The organism is Anaerovibrio sp. RM50, assembly GCF_000622005.1.
In the GTDB taxonomy this organism is placed as follows: Bacteria; Bacillota; Negativicutes; order Selenomonadales; family Selenomonadaceae; genus Anaerovibrio.
In genome coordinates, this window is record NZ_JHWV01000011.1 from 43,894 (window position 1) to 62,144 (window position 18,251).

At 43.6% G+C, this 18,251-nt stretch carries 24 protein-coding genes; 10 read left to right on the forward strand and 14 right to left on the reverse strand.

The genetic code is table 11. The features are described from left to right. Window position 1: 1 nt before the first annotated feature. The 7 genes from T525_RS0106885 to T525_RS0106915 form a co-directional block, all read right to left on the reverse strand. The gene (locus T525_RS0106885; protein ID WP_027406601.1) at window positions 2-1,450 is read right to left on the reverse strand and encodes an aminotransferase class I/II-fold pyridoxal phosphate-dependent enzyme; all 1,449 of its coding nucleotides are present in this window, start codon (window positions 1,448-1,450) and stop codon (window positions 2-4) included. A 15-nt stretch (window positions 1,451-1,465) separates the two neighbouring features. Further along, window positions 1,466-2,266, reverse strand: coding sequence for an adenosylmethionine decarboxylase (gene speD, locus T525_RS0106890; RefSeq protein WP_027406602.1), 801 nt, complete (start codon window positions 2,264-2,266; stop codon window positions 1,466-1,468). Window positions 2,267-2,633: 367 nt separating this feature from the next. Then, window positions 2,634-3,038: a hypothetical protein gene (locus T525_RS0106895; protein ID WP_027406603.1), complete on the reverse strand. Its 405-nt coding sequence runs from the start codon at window positions 3,036-3,038 to the stop codon at window positions 2,634-2,636. 27 nt (window positions 3,039-3,065) lie between these two features. Continuing rightward, the gene (locus T525_RS0106900; protein ID WP_027406604.1) at window positions 3,066-3,845 is read right to left on the reverse strand and encodes a hypothetical protein; all 780 of its coding nucleotides are present in this window, start codon (window positions 3,843-3,845) and stop codon (window positions 3,066-3,068) included. A gap of 229 nt (window positions 3,846-4,074) precedes the next feature. After that, on the reverse strand, window positions 4,075-4,383 hold the full coding sequence (locus T525_RS0106905) for a TIGR04076 family protein (RefSeq protein ID WP_027406605.1): 309 nt from the start codon (window positions 4,381-4,383) through the stop codon (window positions 4,075-4,077). Window positions 4,384-4,398: 15 nt separating this feature from the next. Further along, a complete protein-coding gene (locus T525_RS0106910; protein ID WP_027406606.1) occupies window positions 4,399-4,761 on the reverse strand; it encodes an MmcQ/YjbR family DNA-binding protein in 363 nt (120 codons plus the stop codon). Between the two features lie 293 nt (window positions 4,762-5,054). Continuing rightward, the gene (locus tag T525_RS0106915) at window positions 5,055-5,936 is read right to left on the reverse strand and encodes a fructosamine kinase family protein (protein WP_037325411.1); all 882 of its coding nucleotides are present in this window, start codon (window positions 5,934-5,936) and stop codon (window positions 5,055-5,057) included. A gap of 226 nt (window positions 5,937-6,162) precedes the next feature. On the opposite strand from T525_RS0106915, the gene T525_RS0106920 reads away from it, so the two are divergent. The 8 genes from T525_RS0106920 (at window position 6,163) to T525_RS0106955 (ending at window position 10,545) form a co-directional block, all read left to right on the forward strand. Beyond that, window positions 6,163-6,690, forward strand: coding sequence for a hypothetical protein (locus T525_RS0106920; protein WP_037325413.1), 528 nt, complete (start codon window positions 6,163-6,165; stop codon window positions 6,688-6,690). A gap of 100 nt (window positions 6,691-6,790) precedes the next feature. Continuing rightward, window positions 6,791-6,967 carry a hypothetical protein gene (locus T525_RS16295; protein ID WP_156945637.1) on the forward strand — a complete coding sequence of 59 codons (177 nt, stop codon included), beginning with the start codon at window positions 6,791-6,793 and terminating at the stop codon, window positions 6,965-6,967. A 29-nt stretch (window positions 6,968-6,996) separates the two neighbouring features. Continuing rightward, entirely contained in the window at window positions 6,997-7,425 is a 429-nt protein-coding gene (locus tag T525_RS0106930; protein WP_027406609.1) for a hypothetical protein, read from the forward strand. Window positions 7,426-7,764: 339 nt separating this feature from the next. Next, window positions 7,765-7,977, forward strand: a complete 213-nt coding sequence (locus T525_RS0106935; RefSeq protein WP_232219196.1) for a hypothetical protein — start codon at window positions 7,765-7,767, stop codon at window positions 7,975-7,977. Window positions 7,978-8,010: 33 nt separating this feature from the next. After that, complete coding sequence (locus tag T525_RS0106940; RefSeq protein WP_027406611.1) at window positions 8,011-8,592, forward strand: DUF2284 domain-containing protein; 582 nt, start codon at window positions 8,011-8,013, stop codon at window positions 8,590-8,592. Between the two features lie 99 nt (window positions 8,593-8,691). Beyond that, window positions 8,692-8,886 carry a hypothetical protein gene (locus tag T525_RS0106945; protein WP_027406612.1) on the forward strand — a complete coding sequence of 65 codons (195 nt, stop codon included), beginning with the start codon at window positions 8,692-8,694 and terminating at the stop codon, window positions 8,884-8,886. Window positions 8,887-8,913: 27 nt separating this feature from the next. Next, entirely contained in the window at window positions 8,914-9,063 is a 150-nt protein-coding gene (locus tag T525_RS16300) for a hypothetical protein (protein WP_156945640.1), read from the forward strand. Window positions 9,064-9,285: 222 nt separating this feature from the next. Further along, entirely contained in the window at window positions 9,286-10,545 is a 1,260-nt protein-coding gene (locus T525_RS0106955) for a hypothetical protein (RefSeq protein WP_027406613.1), read from the forward strand. A 96-nt stretch (window positions 10,546-10,641) separates the two neighbouring features. On the opposite strand, the gene T525_RS0106960 is transcribed toward T525_RS0106955, so the two are convergent. Continuing rightward, on the reverse strand, window positions 10,642-11,070 hold the full coding sequence (locus T525_RS0106960; protein WP_027406614.1) for a hypothetical protein: 429 nt from the start codon (window positions 11,068-11,070) through the stop codon (window positions 10,642-10,644). Window positions 11,071-11,260: 190 nt separating this feature from the next. Here T525_RS0106960 and T525_RS0106965 point away from each other — a divergent pair, with 190 nt between their 5' ends. Both T525_RS0106965 and T525_RS0106970 read left to right on the forward strand, forming a co-directional pair. Beyond that, entirely contained in the window at window positions 11,261-13,033 is a 1,773-nt protein-coding gene (locus tag T525_RS0106965; protein WP_232219198.1) for a M48 family metallopeptidase, read from the forward strand. 187 nt (window positions 13,034-13,220) lie between these two features. Next, window positions 13,221-13,979 (forward strand): sulfite exporter TauE/SafE family protein, encoded by a 759-nt coding sequence (locus tag T525_RS0106970; protein ID WP_027406616.1) that lies wholly within the window; start codon window positions 13,221-13,223, stop codon window positions 13,977-13,979. 71 nt (window positions 13,980-14,050) lie between these two features. Here T525_RS0106970 and T525_RS15610 read toward each other — a convergent pair whose 3' ends face one another. The 6 genes from T525_RS15610 to T525_RS0107005 form a co-directional block, all read right to left on the reverse strand. Beyond that, complete coding sequence (locus T525_RS15610; RefSeq protein ID WP_027406617.1) at window positions 14,051-14,575, reverse strand: hypothetical protein; 525 nt, start codon at window positions 14,573-14,575, stop codon at window positions 14,051-14,053. A gap of 229 nt (window positions 14,576-14,804) precedes the next feature. Next, window positions 14,805-15,938 carry a type II toxin-antitoxin system HipA family toxin gene (locus tag T525_RS0106980; RefSeq protein WP_027406618.1) on the reverse strand — a complete coding sequence of 378 codons (1,134 nt, stop codon included), beginning with the start codon at window positions 15,936-15,938 and terminating at the stop codon, window positions 14,805-14,807. Then, on the reverse strand, window positions 15,922-16,203 hold the full coding sequence (locus tag T525_RS0106985) for a helix-turn-helix domain-containing protein (protein WP_027406619.1): 282 nt from the start codon (window positions 16,201-16,203) through the stop codon (window positions 15,922-15,924). Before T525_RS0106985 ends, T525_RS0106980 begins: the two co-directional genes overlap by 17 nt. 108 nt (window positions 16,204-16,311) lie before the next feature. Next, entirely contained in the window at window positions 16,312-16,929 is a 618-nt protein-coding gene (locus T525_RS0106990) for a flavodoxin family protein (protein ID WP_027406620.1), read from the reverse strand. Window positions 16,930-17,217: 288 nt separating this feature from the next. Next, window positions 17,218-17,727, reverse strand: a complete 510-nt coding sequence (locus T525_RS0107000) for a cyclophilin-like fold protein (RefSeq protein ID WP_198022646.1) — start codon at window positions 17,725-17,727, stop codon at window positions 17,218-17,220. Continuing rightward, window positions 17,702-18,244: a flavodoxin family protein gene (locus T525_RS0107005; RefSeq protein WP_027406623.1), complete on the reverse strand. Its 543-nt coding sequence runs from the start codon at window positions 18,242-18,244 to the stop codon at window positions 17,702-17,704. Before T525_RS0107005 ends, T525_RS0107000 begins: the two co-directional genes overlap by 26 nt. Window positions 18,245-18,251: the final 7 nt, after the last annotated feature.

The window sequence follows — 18,251 nt, forward strand, 5'->3', positions numbered from 1 at the left end:
TTTATTTCATCACATTTAGGAACTTGATATCCATATCCTCAGGACCTGTCATGGAACAGCCCTTTTTCTTGGCGTAACGGATGTACTGGAGGATTTCCTCCGTAATCCTTTCCCCCGGTGCCAAAATCGGAATTCCCGGCGGATAGCACATTACAAATTCACTGCAAACACGTCCCACAGTTTTATCTATAGGCAATGATTCCTTTTCCCCATAGAAGGCCTCCTGAGGTCCGCACACCACCTGAGGGTTGATGTATTCTGCCTTCAGCATCTTACGTCCTGTCTGACGGTAGTTTCTGCGAATCTCCGCCAGAGCAGACACAAGGCGCTCAATATCCTTCAAGCGGTCCCCCACGGACACATAGGCCAGCAAATTGGCAATATCCCCAAACTCCGTCTGAATATCGTACTCGTCCCGAAGGAGATCATATACCTCAATGCCCGCAAGGCCGATGGAACGGGTGTAAACCGAAAGCTTGGTTATATCAAAATCAAAAATGGAATCCCCGTTAATAAGCTCCCTGGAGTAAGCATAATAATCGCCAATGGCGTTGATTTCATCCCTGGCGTATTCCACCTGATCTATAATCTTGTCTATCATTTCCCTGCCACGAAGGGCCATATTTCTGCGGGAAACATCAAGGCTGGCCAGCAACAAATAGGAAGCTGAGGTGGTCTGGGTCAGATTAATAATCTGATGTACATACCCCTCTGAAACCCGGTCCCCAATGAGCAGTATGGAACTTTGGGTAAGGGAACCCCCGGACTTGTGCATGGAAAGTGCCGCCATATCCGCACCAGCGTGCATAGCGGCAACAGGCAGCTTATCACTGAAATACAAATGAGACCCATGGGCTTCATCTGCCAACAGCAGCATGCCATTATCATGGGCCAGCTTTGCAATGGATTTAATATCTGAACATATACCATAATATGTTGGGTTATTTACAAAAACCGCCTTGGCGTCTGGATTATCCTTAATGGCCTGCTCCACGTCGGCCACGCTCATGCCAAGGGATATACCCAGCATGGAATCCATCTGGGGATTAACATATACGGGCACCGCGCCGCAAAGAATCATGGCATTGATGGCACTTCTGTGAACGTTACGGGGAATAATAATCTTGTCCCCCTGCTTGCAGGCAGTCATCACCATGGCCTGAACCGCCGAGGTGGTGCCCCCCACCATAAAGAAGGCATGGGCAGCCCCAAAGGCATCTGCCGCCAGTCGTTCAGCATCCTTGATAACTGACACGGGATGGCAGAGATTGTCCAGCATCTTCATGGAATTTACATCCACGGAAAGGCACTGCTCTCCCAAAAACTCAGTCAGCTCCGGATTGCCACGGCCCCGCTTATGCCCGGGCACGTCAAAGGGAACCAGGCGGGCCCGCTTCATCTTCTCCAAAGCCTCCAAAACAGGGGCTCTGTCCTGAGAATAGTATTCCATTCTTACCTTATCTCCTTAGAAAACATTAATCCCGCTAAAGATTTCAATCATTTCCTTGCGCAGGTTGTCATGTATTTCCAGGCGGGTCTTTGGTGGTATCTCATAAATATCCGTATTGAACAGATAATTTTTCAGGTCCAGCTCCTTGATAAGCATCTTGGTGTGGAACAAATTGGCCTGATATACGTTCACATCCACCGTGTCGTATTCATCGATGGTCTTCTTGTCAATAAAGTTCTGAATGGAAGTGATATTGTGATCCATAAACAATTTTTTGCCGGAAAGGTCACGGGTGAAGCCCCTTACGCGATAATCCATGGTGATTATATCCGAATCAAACATGCCAATAAGATAATCCAGGGTCTTCAGCGGTGTAATCTCCCCGCAGGTGGCAACATCAATATCCACGCGGAAGGTAGCTATACTGGTCTCCGGATGAAATTCTGGATAAGTATGCACTGTAACATGGCTCTTGTCCAGATGGGCCAGTATTGTTTCATTAACAGGTTTAACCACAGTATTTCCCAATGGCTTCTTCTGCCCCGAGGAAACCGCCGCCTCCTCCGCAATGAGCAGGGTTACGCTGGCCCCCTGGGGATCATAATCCTGTTTGGACACACTAAGAACCTGGGCGCCTATCATTTCCGTCACTTTAAACATAATTTTGGTCAGACGCTCAGAATTGTACTGTGAATCAATGTACTTTATATAATCCTGTTGTTCTCTGGGTGTCTTAGCATAACAAATATCGTAGATATTAAAGCTAAGGGATTTGGTCAGGTTGTTAAACCCGTAAATTTTCAGCTTATCTTCCAATCTGATCTCACGCCCCTAATCATAATTTTTTACATAAAAAAACTCAGGTACAGCAGCTTGTGCTCTGTTCACCCTGAGAAAAAACAGCAATTAACCACAAATGAGCCATTGTGCTGCGGAACAGTCGAAAATGCTGCTTCTACAGTTATTGCTGATTTGGGTATTTCTCCCTCTTAAGCATATATATTGTATATTAAATAGTTCATAAAATCAAGCATGCTCCCCCTCCCATTGAGCGTTAAATTTTCTTAGTCATCACCGACATTTTCAATGAAAGCAAAAAGGGAAGCCGACACTTTTTTGCGTCATAGCTCCCCTCTTAAATTATCCGGCATCCACGCCGAACTTACTGGTTAAAACTGTTCCATCAGCCGGCGCTGGTGCTCCAATGGGTGTTGGTATGGGATTTCCAGGTGAATCTCTGATGATATTCCGGAATGTCATCGTTCTGGATATAGTAGGTGTAATATACATATTCATAGGCCGGAACCTCAATATCCAAATAATGACGAATACCGCTGTCTGACCACATCAGCTGTCCGTTGTCGGCTGTAAGGGAAAGGTCAAGATCAACCCACTTTGCATAAGCATCGGTATCACCTTCATTGACGAAATAACCTTCAATGGTAGCCTCACCAGGTGTTTGCAAATATACATGCTCCACATGGTAAACAATATGCGGCTTTGCCTCTGCGGATGGGGAAAGGGTTGTTATGCAAAGCAATGACATAACAAAAAATGCAAACAAGCCAATAAATAAACGTTTTTTCATATATACCCTCCTCTTTAAAATCAAAAATCATCTCAAGAAATCCATATCCTGGCCGGCTTTTTCCTTGTTGTCATACCACTTCAGCACGCCCTCACGGAGAACGAGCTCACAGCTTCCATCGGCGTATACGTTAACGTCATTTTCCTTGCCGTTATCATATACGATGGAATCGGTGCAAATACCATTACCAGGACAAACAAGAATGGCACTGTCCTTGTCATAACGGCAATTATAGAACCATTCCCTGTGCTCTGCTGCGCTGCTGGCCCACTTAACATTTGCCACATAAGCATTGTTTTCCTTCTCGATAACGATGGTGCAACGGCCGCAGGCCCATACCCCAAGGTAATCCTCCGGAGCTATGCCCTCGGTGCTGCCAGCATACTCGTAATTGTCAAAACGGATAAAATGCAGGGCACCGTCCTGGCCGGACCAGAGATGCTTCTGAAGAGTACCGTCCTCATCATTCTTTGGGAACATGGCCCAGTTCTCCCCGTCCGGTTCATCGAAAACGTACCAAGGAGAATATGTGCCATCCGGATGCTCTTCAGCGATTACCCTTACTGAACCATAGGAAGCTCCTCCTCCCCTGTAGTCCAGTTCATAGGTGTAATCAGGATTTACCCTTAAAACTCTGGCATCAAGGGCATCCCCCTCACGCCAGGTACCGATAATGGCCTGAATGCTGGTGTCAACCTTGCTCATGTCCGCTTCTGCTGAAGCCATTGGAGTGTTGCCACACCCCAAGGCAAAGCAAGCTGCCAAAGCCATGGCCATCAGGCATTTAGGAAACCAACCAAACCTCACGTCAAATCCCTCCTATTCAGTTTTACAAATCAACACGGCAGATACGCCCTTTGCATCTCTGCCCCCGAATTCTAGGTACACACATTATATACAATTGTTTATATTCCTACAATAGAACTATAAAACTATTTTGAATATTAATTCAATTCTAATGGGAAGTTTTTTTACTATCTGGCCTTCTTTGTCCACCTTATGTCATCAGCGACTTCCATCAGGGCAAAATACTGACTTATTCTTCCTCAATAGCTTCTATTAAAAAGCTCACGGGACGAAAGCCGTCATTGCATGAAATCATGGCAGACTTCGGATTCTTCATCCAGCCGTCATAGAAATTACCGCCCCCGTGGGCAAGGGTCATCACGAAGGGAGACATACTTTCCCAGGCACTTTCGCAAAGGCCCTCAGGCCGCTGCCACCCGTCAGCAATAAAGACCTGTTCCTCCACCATATCACAGGCATGGTCTATGGGATTTTCATATTTTTCCATAAGGTCATGATAACAGGCCTTCCTCATAACCGTAATACGAATCTTTTTCATGCAAAATGCTCCTTATTACATATCTTTTTTCAGCCCCGTTGCCTTAAAGCTCATATCCATCAGCACTTCCAGCATCTTTTTGTTTGCCTTGCGCAAATCCAGACTTATCCAATGCTGCTTGTTCATGTGATAGGCCGGGTAAATACCTTCTTCCCGCAGCAAATCCTCCCGCATGGATTTAGGAGCCTTAAGATTAATTACAGTAATGACAGTATCATCATTTAGCCCCAATCTGTTGGCGGGGATATCCATAAAAAGGCAAAACCATTTCTGACTTACCCGATGGCGAAAAACAAAGGCATCCAGCTCCTCCCAGGGATAGTCCGCCTCAACGCCATATTCACTTTTTATATATTCCACAGCCTGCTTCTTGGTCATCACACCACCAACCTTCTACGATTAACGCCTTTCCTACACAATACACATATATAAGTTATATTCCATTTGATAATGTAAAAACCCTTTATAACGCCATTGTTCAAATTTTTCTTCTTTAGAAGAAAAATCTTCCAATTAGCGTTTCAACGAGCTGGGAGATATGCTCGCCAGCTGTTGTAGTTTGTTTTCCCCCACCTAAAGAGGTGGGGGACATCTTAAAGCTCGTTATATCAGGATAAATCCCCTGCTAAAGGCTCTTAGATAGTCTAAAACAATGAAATTTAAAGTCTTAGCTACCCCACATATTTCTTCAAAATCCGTCTGACTGCAACAAGATAAGAGCCTCCAAAAAGATTCAGGTGGTTCAACAAGTGATAAAGATTGTATATGTCCCGCCGTTCCACATAACCGGAGTCCTTGGGAATAATCTCATGGTAGGCAGCATAAAATATAGGAGAAAAACCACCGAAAAGCTCCGTCATGGCAATATCGGCCTCGTGATGCCCGACATACACTGCCGGATCAATAAGCATAGGTTTGCCAAATCTGTCCGGCATAACATTGCCACTCCACAAATCACCATGAAGCAGGGACGGAAACTGGGGTTCAACAAGAAAATCGTCCAGTTTTTCCAAAAGCTTATGGCAAAGTCGTCTGTCTTCTTTGTCAAAATAATGGTCCGCAAATTTCATCTGTGCCCCAAGTCTGTTGTCACGGAAAAATTCCGTCCAGCCTGACTTGGGGCTATTTTTTTGTTTTGTGGCACCGATAAAGTTATCCTCGTAAAATCCATACACACCGTCCCTGGTCCAGGAGGCTGTTTTGGCACGATGAATATTGGCAAGATTATGTCCCAAGAGAGCCCAATAGTCCTTTGCAGGGTGCTTGCTTCTCTCGTAACGAAGGAGCAAAAATCTCTCCCCCGTGGGCTCACTCCCAATCCCAAGAACTTCCGGCACATTTGCCCCCGCATCTTTTAGTGCCACCAGCCCCTTTGCCTCAGCACTGAAGAAGTTTTCTCCAACACCTTTATTGATCTTGAGAAAAACCTCCTCACCATTTGACAGCAAAAGACGATATGCCTCATTGATGTCACCGCCTAAAACAGATTGTTGATTTTCTACTCTGACTTCCGAACCAAATATATCCCTTACTGTTTCTTTTATTGATACCATATTTTTCAATGCACATCCCTATTCCATATTTAATAGTATTATGTCATCAATTTGGATTTTATTCCATATTCCAGCAAAAAAATGGCCGCCTATTAAGGAAGACACTTTTTCTTTTGGATGGTTATTATCCAAATAATATATAAATAACAATCAGAAAAAGGATTTTTTTATGACTGGGAGAATTATTCATTAGAGATAATAACAACGCAGCGGGAGGATAATCAGTATGAAAAAAGTAATAATGTTCTTCTTATGTTTGATGCTTTTGGCCATTGCAGCCATTGCCTCAGCAAATTACCCCACCCACCTTAACGGGGACAAAAATTATATCCTGGTGGACGGACATATGGGAACAGCATGGTATGTGGACCGCAGTTCACTTAAGGTTCAGAAGTGTGCACCGCCTGAATACATTATCGATGTCAATGTAGTTACTGCCAGAAGTGCCATTGACGATGAACGGGATTTTTACGAAGGCGGACAGGGGGTAATAGTCAGTATAATGGAATACCGCTTCTTCTATGACTGGGACACCCGACGGATGTATCAGGATTTCAACGGCAAGCGGGATTACCTTGATCCTTGGGGAAGCTGGGCAGAAACAGGAATAAGAATGCCCGCCGGGGAAATGAGCTTTTATCTGGCTAATAAACTAAAGTTTTATGGAGATATGGAAAAATACAGCAAATACAGTAAATACACCAATAGTTATTACGGACCATTCTCAGATGATTTCTATATGGCAGCAAACTAATAAGGTATTTTTAAAATATTTTGTAATACACCCCTTCATAGCCCGTATGTAAGGACGGAAAACAACAGGGTCACAACCCACACAGAAGGGAGATAATATTATGGACAAGAAATTCGAACTCAACGAAATGGAACTGGATATGGTTGCTGGTGGCCGCCCACGTGTTCGCCCTAACCCGGCTTTAAGCAATGCTGTTCATAAGGGCCTTACTGCCATCGGTGATTTCTTCAAAAAGATCTTCACCCCACCTTCCAAAAGATATGATAATCTCCGCTGAGAGAATTTAAATTAAAGGAGACGTTAAATATGGAAAAGCATTGCAGACTTTTGATAGTCCAAATGTGTGTTGCAGTAGTTATGTTTGCCATGGTCAGCTTCAATGTATCTTATTGTCAGGCTGCCCAATGGGAAAAGGTAGCGGAAAGTACTGAGCAGACTGTGGAGATAGATGCATCCTCCGTGGAATGGGTGGAATATCCTGAGCTGGGTCGCAATATAGTGTGCTGGTATAAGTACATCGAAAAGGATAAATCAAGCAATGTATACCATTGCGCCTTTAGGGAAACCAACGGTGCTCCTGAATATGCCATTTTTGAAAAAATATCATTTGATGGTGAAGGCAATCAAATAGACCATCAGGGCACCAGCACTCCTGACAATTCCGTTTACAGGCCTGTTGTTCCGGGCAGTGATGGAGAGCAATTCTTTCAAATAGCCAAAAGATATGCAAAATAAAAAACAAAGGGGCATCACACTAAGAAATTAGCGTCGATACCCCTTCTTTTTTTGTCCTTGGAAACCACCGATAATTATTTATTTGGATGGCCTGACGCGCAAAGTGAGATAAAGACAGAAAATCAATATAAATGTTCTGGCAAAAGCGAGCCAGGACATTTTTTTATTTGACTTGAATAAAAGGAGGGCTTAACGGCACTGCTTCACTTCGTTTCGCTCGAGCCCCCCGACATACGCCCACCCACAAATAAATGGTATGAACTACCACATCATGCTATAATTTTGCCAAAGAAATTGACCACGATAATGATATTGTATCGTGCAATGGAGGGCAAACTTATGGCAAAAAGTATACTCATCAAAGATACGACCCGTGAGGAGCGCGAGGAAATTGTCCGCAAGGCCCTGGCCTGTTCTGAGGGCTGCGAAAATTGCACTGGCTGTCAGTTGGGAGTTGGCGATGCCTTTGAAATGTACCGCCCTTACATAGAGGGTAAAAAGGAAATACGCGACATAAACATGGAATACAATGCCAGATACAACATCCACTGACGACAAAAGGGCTCATGAAAAGGGAAAAATATTATGAATTATTCTGTTGAATACCATACAAACCACATAACCATCAGTGATTTCAGGGGAAAATATCAGAATCAGGAAAAGTTTATGGCGTTCTGCCGTGAATGTCCCCGCTACAATTCCACCTGGTCCTGCCCTCCCCTGTTCTTTGACGTAGATAAATACTTGGATAAATTCACTTATATATATGTAATTTGTGCCAAAATAAAACTTAGCAGCCATACCATAGCCGAAGCTGATACATCTGGCAAAATAAAAGATATGGGTTGGGAAATCGTATCATCGGTGAAAACTGATTTAGATGAAAAGCTTCTCGATATGGAAAAGCACATCCCCGATAGTGTAGCCCTATCCTCAGGGGGCTGCATCTTTTGCGAAGCATGCAGCCGAAAAGAAGGTCTCCCCTGCAGGCAACCGGATAAAATGCGCTACTCCATGGATGCTTTTGGCTTTGACCTTACCGCCATCACCAAGGATATGTTTTCCATTGATATTCAATGGTGCAAGGACAGATTGCCGGATTACTTCACCCTAATCCACGGCCTGCTGTCAAAAACCACCATACCAGAAAAATTATGGAAAAAATAAGGTAACTTTTTTAAAATTTTTGTAATGCTTTTCTCCCCAGTCCGTATGTAAGGACAGAAAACAACAAGGGCACAGCCCATAAAGAAGGGAGATAATATTATGAACAAGAAATTTGAACTCAACGAAATGGAATTAGATATGGTTGCAGGCGGCCGTCCACGCATTCACCTTGGCAAGGGCCGTGGCAACGGATCTATTATTAAGGACATCATCAAGCTGATTAAGAAAATCGTTAAGCCAGAGGATACCAAGCCTCAGAAGGACACTAAGCCAGCCCAGGAGAAAGCCGCATAAACCAGTAGGAAAAAGAGGTGAATGATTATGACGAAGGATTTACTAATAAAGAAAATTACCAATGAATCATTAAAGAAGATTGCAAGGGGAATCGGTTTGGCCAAATATCCTCCACAGTATACCCCACCGAAGCGCATAGTCATCACCTTTGGCGAAGGCGTAATCTCTAATAAATAATAAGCTAACTTACACTTCTTACACTTCTCTCATTACTCTCCCCCTGTCTGTTATGCTCACAATAACAGGCAGGGCCTTTTTTTAATTTGATTTGAATAAATGGGATAAAAACAAAGGCAACACGAACAAAAAGAAAAGATGATCATTCCACAAAAGGGTTTTGACAAAGAAAATGGAATATTATTAATCAATCAGATTTTAAACAGGAGGATTGTATATCTTATGACCGATACCAGGGAAGGAAAAGTATCCGTTGGGGTGCTGGCCTGCAATAAATGCGGTGCCCCCATGTACCCTGACATGGAAAAAGGTGGCTTTCATTGTGCCTATTGTGGGGAGTTTTTTTCCTTTGCGCTGACAGATGCGGATTTTACCCCGGGCATGACCTTTCGCCACCAGCCATTGCAGGAAATCGACGGCTATCTGAAGCTGGGACATGTGGCCATCATGGACAAGAAGGCATTACAGCCACCACCATCTGTTGAGTGGCACATGCGGCGAACCCGTCTGGTGGACAAAATCCGTGAATATGATGAAGCCGCACTCAATGCCATTAATGACAAAACCTATATTGATATGAACTGCCCCCACTGCGGAAAGAAGCTGACACCGCGTCTGACGGATAATATTTTCACCTGCCCCCACTGCGGGCAGAAATTTGGTGATTTTGGACATTTGTCAACGGGGGATTTTGATGAAGCGTTGATTGTGGGACGGAAGTATAATTTTGACGGAAAATGCCTTCCCTTCAATATAAAACCATCTGAAGCGCGGCAGGCGATTAGTGCCTTGGGGCGGCAGAACAGGAATGATTTTTTGGATGACGATATAGAAGCACGGGCAGAAACAGAACTGATAGCTGCCTATGTTCCCGTCCAGCTGGCGGATTTCCGTTGGAAATATGAGGTGAGCTCAGACCGTGGCACCTTCTGGTTTTACCAGGAGTGCCTGAATTGGGCATGGGTGTGCACGCTGATGTTTGACTGGTATCTTCTGGATGAACTGGCTCCTTGGGATTACGGAAAGATTTCCATTATGAAGCCAGCCTATCTGGAGGGAAATGTGCGGCTTTTTGCCTCCCAGAATATCGGGGAATGGCAGGCGGCCATCCCAAATTATGTTTTGCAAAGTAAAATACCATATTGGCTTCGGTCCGGACTGGGTATTTGGCAATGTAAGCTTTTGCAGGCATCACACGACCTCCGAAAGCATAAATTTGCCTTTTTGTTGCTGCCGATTTACTTTCTGGACTGTAAAAGAGAGGCAGGGGAAAATGACCGTCAGATCCGTGTAATGGTCAACGGCCAAACGGGGAAAGCCGCGGCATTGATTCTAAGCCCAAGGGAAAGGGATATAATACGCACTGCAGAGCCAATAAAGCCCTATGTTTTCACTAAAGGAGGAGAGCGTACAATACTTTCACCGCCTATGCCTGTAAAATATGTGAAATCCCCCTTCCTCCACGAAAAGATACGACTTTAATGACCAATACTCCACTTCCATCCGCTGGGCTGGCATCACAAAATACAAAGGAGCTGCCGAAGCAGCCCCAAATATATTAGTCTACATATTCCCAAATTAATCTACATATTCCCAAGCTTTGTCATATAGAGCGTCGTAAATACTGCCCTTGCTGATTGCCCGATAATGAATGTCAAAGGGTTCATTTATTGTTGGGGCCCATCCTGTAACATTTCCGTTTTCATCATAACCAGTTCCGGAGAGCATTACATATTGTTTACTGCCGTTCTTGTTTCTGAAGGCAAATCTGGCCAAGCCGTATGTGTTGTCCAATGTGGTGGTTTTCACCCAGCACAACACGTTATCCCCTGCAAATTTAAGGTTTGCTCTTTGCACAGAGGAAACGTCAATTTCATAGTCCACTTCATCCGTCGATGTCACCCATTCCCACTGTGCCGCCTGACAGGAGGAAATATTAACACCAAAAATCACAATTGACAGCATCACAATATAAATAAGCGATGCCAATATTTTGTAGTATTTCATGCAGTCCATGCCTCCCCCGATGCAAAATCCATATCCAGCATTATTGTATTATAAATTTTGATTTCATTCCACATCCACCAACAAAATTAGCCTTTTATTAATGAAGCATTAATATTCTTATAATGAATTTACTCAGCAAAAGTAGTATGATGAATTACATAATAATAATGAGGTGATGGAATTGAAAAAAATGGATTTGAAGAAAAAAATAATGTACACCCTCAGCACTGGTTTGCTGGCTTGTACCTTTTCTTTTGCCCCCCTTTCTGCTCCTGCTGTGGCAGAAGCCAGCGGTTGGGATGTGGTAGGCAACATTTTGGGAACAGTTGGCCAGGCTGCCGTTGAGTACGAGCAGGTGAGAAATTATTTGCTGAACTGGGGCAACAGCCCTGAAACCCAGCAGAAAACCCTTGATGAAACCGTGAATAAATATGGTATCGATACATCTGTGGAGCACAACGAGCGGGTTTCAAGGGTTCTGAACCAGCTCATAGAACAGGGCCACTATGCCATGGAGCCTAACAGTCTGCCCTTCAGATGGCGTGTTATCAACAATGACGAATTTAATGCCGCCTGCTATCCAAATGATTTTATTGAAGTCAACAGTGGCCTTTTAGAAGAGCTTAACAATGATGACGAGGTGGCAGCGGTAATGTCCCATGAAATGATTCACGGGCTTCATCAGCATATTGCCAAGGATGCCCCAAAACAGGTACTCTACACTTATGGCACAGCACTTCTCACCATGAATGCCAATGTATTGGAGGCAACTTTGGGATCGTATATCGGCAATTACATTACTGTAAAGAACACCACAAACCTCTCTGAGGCCGATGCGGACGAATACGGCTTCTATCTCCATTGCAGTGCAGGCTTTAACCCTGGCGGTTTCCCTGCCATGACCCTTGATATGGCCAAGGGAGACAATTCTGACCGCAACCTTTTAAAGGAAATCTTTGTGGGTGCATATAACCATCCTGCTTCACAAAAGCGCTTTGAACAGGCTCAGCAGCGCATGGAGGAATATGGCTATAACCATGTAAAGGTGAAAAATGGCACTGATATTTTCATTGACGACAAGCACTTTATGACTGCCAGTGAAACACCTAATCTGACTGATTGGGAAAATGCTTATCTCATTGCCGGGGGTATATGCAAGGGTATTCACGATTATTCCACCGTGGAGTCCTGGGGCTTTGGCACTCCTGATTTTCTTAATGACAAAGCCTATACGGAACTGAAATCTGCCCTGTCCGACACCGCACTTTCTGACAGCCTTCAGACCATGCTTGCCAATTCCTATTCCCTTGACATTTATGACAAGGAGCACAGAAGCACCAAGGCAAAGCTGAAAAAGGCCGAAAAGGAACGCAATGACAAGATTACCAGCCGCCAAAATATGGCAATGTCTGCTGAAAACGCATCTTCCTATGAGAGGCACTTTGAATCCTACAACAAGCTGGGGCTTAATGTATTGGCCTATAAAGAAGCTGAAAAAGCCTACAAGGCAAATCCTGACAGCTATATTCACACCGGCAATATGTCCCGTGCCCTTAATGCCCTGAATGCTGAGTATAAGGAAAAGCATGACACCTGGAATGATGATTATACCCAGAAGGCCATTGAATACACTGACAAGGCGCTGAAGATATGTGAGGATAACTCCATTGATGATACCTACTGGCTTTACAGCAACATGGCATATTATCAGATGCAGGCCCAGAACTATGCGGATTCCAATGAGGCGGCATTGAAGGCCATCACTCTCAAGCCTGATGAAAAGAGTAACTACCGTTTTGTAGGCTACAATAGTCTTATGCTGGGAGATAAGGGCAGTGCTGTTAAGTATTACTCCCTCTATCTGAACCACGGCGGTGACAGAGATATGGTTCCTGCTGAGCTTTCCAATGAAGTACAGGCAGATGCAAGATCCATTGATGAAATATATGATTCCAACGAGTAATACAATATAAAGAATAAGCTGCTTTATTATCCATTCAAATTACCACATAATAAAAAACTCCTTGCTATATTTGTTCAACAAATGAACATATAGCACAGGAGTTTTTTGTTGAATAATATATGTTGTGTTTTCCTTCGAAAAAATGTAATATTGACGTATTGCAGAACGTAGACACGAGGTAAGAATTATGTTATTTGTTTCCATGCTGATAATGGGTATGATAATTGGATTTATTGGAATTGGCGGGGCCGGTATCACCATTGCCCTTTTGACTGTGGGCTTTGGTGTTCCTATACACACTGCTCTGGCAGTGGCTCTTTCCGCCATGGTTTTTACCACCATGTCAGGGGCCTTCAGCCATTTCAAGGAAGGGAATGTTATTCCAAAAACTGGTGCTGTGCTGGGCATCAGCGGCATGGTGGGAGCCTTTATGGGAGCAAATATATCAAATATTATTCCTTCCGATATATTGGGTAAAATGTCCGGATCCATCATGGTACTGTCCGCTGTACTCCTTTACACCAAGGTGTATCAGCCCCAGTGGCTAAATAAGCACTTTCCGCCCCGGGATGGTTTGCTTGAAGGCCATAAGCTCTACATCTATGGAAGTATTGCGGGGATTGTGAACGGCCTTATATCCGGAGCCTTTGGTATTGGGGCGGCGGCCTTTATACAGCTGACTCTTATGATAATCTTCGGGGTTCCCGTGCTCTACGCCATTGGTACCTGCATGATGGTAATTCTCCCCATTTCCATTGCAGGGGGCTTTGGATACTTCCTGAACGGCCAGCTGGATTTATGGATATTCCTCCAGACTCTTGTGGGGCAGGCAGTTGGCGCATATCTGGGTGCAAAGCTCACCCGTCTGGCTCCCCGCCCAATATTAAAATTCTTTATGGTAGCCATGTCCGCCTCCGGTGGGCTGGTAATGCTGCTACTATACTAAGTTGCATACATCCACAAAAAGAGGGCCTGCCGAAGCAAGCCCTCCCTTTAATTATTAAAGCAATATACTATTTATTTTTTTGCGGCAATCCAGTGATTTACCCCAGATTTATCCATAACAGGCTTTTCTGCTGCTGGTTTATCGGATGCAGATTTATCTGATGCTGGTTTTTCTGATGCAGCAGGCTTTTCAGACATAGCTGGCTTTTCGGACATAGCTGGATTCTCTGATGCAGCAGGCTTTTCTGATACAACTGGCTTTTCTGGTGCAGCATTCTCTGCTGGTACTGTTGCCTTATCCATGGCAGGACCGTCAGCCACAGGGATTTCTGCCCCACTTTCATTTACAATCTCCTCTGCCACAGCCCTGTCCGTTGGATTATTTGGCAATAATTCCTCAAAAACAGGCTTCTCTGCAGTCTCCTTGTCATTATTAATTACAACCTTTTCATTTTGAGGTGCCCGGGCCATATCGTTCTCCACAACGGTGCTGGTCTGTGGTGCCTCAACCTTATCTAAAGGTGCCTCGCTGGCAAACACACTGCCGCTCACTGCCATAACTGCCATCATAGTAATACTTGCAATAGTCTTTCTCATAATATATACCTCCAAATCAAATGCGAATTAACAAATCACAAAATAATTAATAATAAAATTAAATAGGCCTATTAACTGATTTATATTCTACAACCAAATTATGGAAGAAAACTGAATAAATTAATTTAATTGGTAAAAAGGTATTTTTTCCCAAATATTAATTCTTTTTTTACATAAAAAAAGTGGCTGCCGCACTGATGGAAAACATCAAATGCGACAGCCACTGCTATTACTTCATTAAATATTCTTTTAAGTCCAGATTCACAATATATCTGATTTTCTCTCCCTCAGCACTTGCCCACTTTGCATTTAGCCCTATCATTTTAGCCACTTCCAGTATATCACTCATTCCCGGGCTTTTTCCTTCCCCATGAATTGTAGTGGCATGCTCCCCTCCTATGGATTCACTATAGGTTAAATCGTAGGCCGGTGATAACATCCACCTTTTTTCTGCTTCATCATATATAAAGGAAAAATTTTTGGAGTGATCATCACGATTATGTGCAAATACATTGAAGCACATAAGACGAAACAGCTTTTTGCACTCCTCCATATCCCGTGTAAGCTTCAGCGTCAGTTTCATCAAAACATCATAATCAAGATTTGGTATACGATGAGAGGTCTCCAGCAGACCTGAAACCGAAACCATGTGTATTCGCTGCCCCCCCTTCACCCCATCTTTATAATCAAAACGTTTCGTACCAAAATATCCGGAACATATACCAGAAGGGAAAAGTTTCACATCAGACATGTCTATACCGCATTTTTTTGCACATAGGGCATACCTATATTCCTGCTCACCAATATTTTTCCTGTCATAAGTGGAGGGGAATTTTATAATCCACGGAGTTTCCTCAATACTTGTCAATATTTTAGGCCTTGCACCACCAGAAGAACCGCCCTTTGCAAAAAGGAAATCCAATTCATCCGTCTGTTCCTCCTGTAAAAGCTTCTGACATTCCCTGGCAATGACATCATAGGATAATTCCTCCTGAACATCAGCAAAACCAAGCACTGGCTCATAAGTCAGTGCCCCCATGCCGGATTTGCCAACAATAGCCAACCTTGTAAGAACTCCCACGGCAGCCGGATCCATATTCTTTTTCCGCAACAATCTATCCACCAGCAATCTGCCCCAACCATCTGGAAGACTGTCTGCAAACACGCCAAATAACCCCTCAAAGGGGTCAAATTTTGGCATAAAAACCTTTTTTTCTAATGGCAAGGAAAAGGGACTTATGGAAAAACCATCACTCAGCCAATCCTTATCATATTCAAAGGCAGCAATGCGATTTTGCGCTAACGCCATCTGTCCAACCCTTCGCCCATGATAAAGGACCGTCAGCTTATCTACCTTGTTCATTTATTATCTCCTCTAAAGATCCATAGGGTACTCCACTAAATAAGCTTTCCAGCTCCTCCTCCACTTCAAGAGCAATTGCAATTTTAGCTAATGATTGTAAGGAAATATCTCCCGTTTGTTCAAACCTTTTCACAGAGCCAAAGCTGACTCCGGAACGTTGTGCCAAGGCCTGCTGGGAAAGTTTCCGTCTTTTCCGCAATTTTGCCACACGTCCTGCCAAATCCTTATTTATTTCTGTTGCTGTTCTTTGTTCTAAGTTTATCATACTAATATTTTATCCATTATTGCCATTTTTTGCAACTTTTAGATAATATATTATCTCTTAAATAGTAAAAGTGGTTACCAGTTAAGATAACCACTTTCCCTTTGCACATTATTTTATGAAGTTCGTTGGCTGCCATGGTTCCTTTTCTGGCAAGCCATATTTCTCCTTGCCCAGGGCAATACTCTTCATTAAAAATGCCATATTCTTGCCCAAAGTCCGCATGGTCTGCAAGCCCTCACCATCCTGCTCAGCCTCACCTTTCCCCGCTCCATGGAGACTGTTCCAATATTGGCTGGAGGCTATGGGCATACCGCAGATAGTAAAATACTTGTTCAGGGCATCAAAGGTTGCCGAGCAGCCGCCCCGACGGGCCACAGCTATTCCGGCTCCCACCTTCATGGTCTTGTCAAATTTACAGCTCATAAACAGACGGTCAAGGAAGGACAGAACCGTTCCATTAGGGGAAGCATAGTACACAGGGGTTGCCACCACCAGGCCATCAGCCTCCTCAAATTTTGGAGCCAGCTGATTTACCTCATCGTCAAACACACACTTCTTGTTCTCTGCACAGGAATAACATCCGATGCACCCACGAATGGCCTTGTTGCCAATCTGAACCACCTCTGATTCCACACCTTCCTGTTCAAAGGTTTTCATCAGTTCATTTATTGCCACTGTTGTATTACCGCCCACCCGTGGGCTTCCGTTGATAATAAGAACCTTCATGCCAAAACTCTCCTTTGATTCACCTTACATAAAAAATAGCTACATACACAAAATTTCCCGCTTTAGCTATTCGCCAAAACATAACAATTATCCTGCTAGAGAATTGTCCGTTTACATAGTGAGGTGATGCCTGTATGCGGGCCAGCCTTTCCCCCTGAGGAAGCCGCCCAAATTCCGGCCGATGAATAAAACTAATTCCGCCCAAGGATAGCAATCCCACAGTGGCCGCACCTCCTATAATAAATTGTCTGCGGTTCATGACTTCACCAACCTAATATCTCAATCAATTCATTGCAAGGAAAAATTAACTGTTACATTTCCCTCTCCCAAAATATTCTTTAATTCCTTTTGAGATAATCCCTTGATTTTACCTAGTTTGGTAAAGTTCCAGCTGTTAGTATCGTAATAAATAGTTATTTGATTGCCCTGATAAAGAATCACATCACCAGGCTGAGTTGTTATCTGGGTATCATTTGTTGGCAGATTAGTTCCCAATGGCCCTACTTTTTCAAAATTTCCATAATCATGCATATTTATGGAAATATCGCCTTTTTTTAGCAACTCGATAAAAGCAGCTGTCGAGGAATTATTTTCTGGAACAATTTCCAAAACATGATTATTTACATGTGCATAAATCATAACTGGTTCCACTTCCCCCTGATTGATTACTGCTTCTTTAACATATTCGGGATTCTGATTGGCATTACTGGTACAGCCCGCAAATAATATAGCAGCAAACAGCGCAACTACCACTAAGGTTATTAAATTCAGTCTATTGCAATGATTTACCAAATTCATAAGCCTCCTCCAATTTTCTTGTTTTTAAGTCAGCTTCTCCCGGATCATTAATACCGCCGCAGAACAATGTCCCTTTTAAAATGGCTTTATCAAAACAATCCACCCAGCCTAAAAGGCCATTTTCAGCTTTTTTAGGTGTGCTTTCTTCGTCCTCGGCAGCCACCGATAGCATGTATACGTTGCGAAATCTATAATCGGAAGGAAACAGTGGATTCATCCTGTCCAAAAGTGTTTTCATCTGTCCACACATTTCGTAATAATAGATTGGTGTTGCGAATACCAAAGTATCTGCCGCCTTAACTTTTTCAGCGATAATATTGGCATCATCATTTAATACGCATTTTTGTGTTTCCTGACAGGCGAGACAGCCAATACAAAAATTAATCTTCTTTCCCTTTAGGCTAATATGCTCAACCTCATGACCAGCCTCCTTGGCCCCTCCAATTAAACGATGTGTAAGTATATCAGAATTACTTTTTGCACGCAAACTTGTAGAAATAACGAGTACCTTGCTCATATTGTAT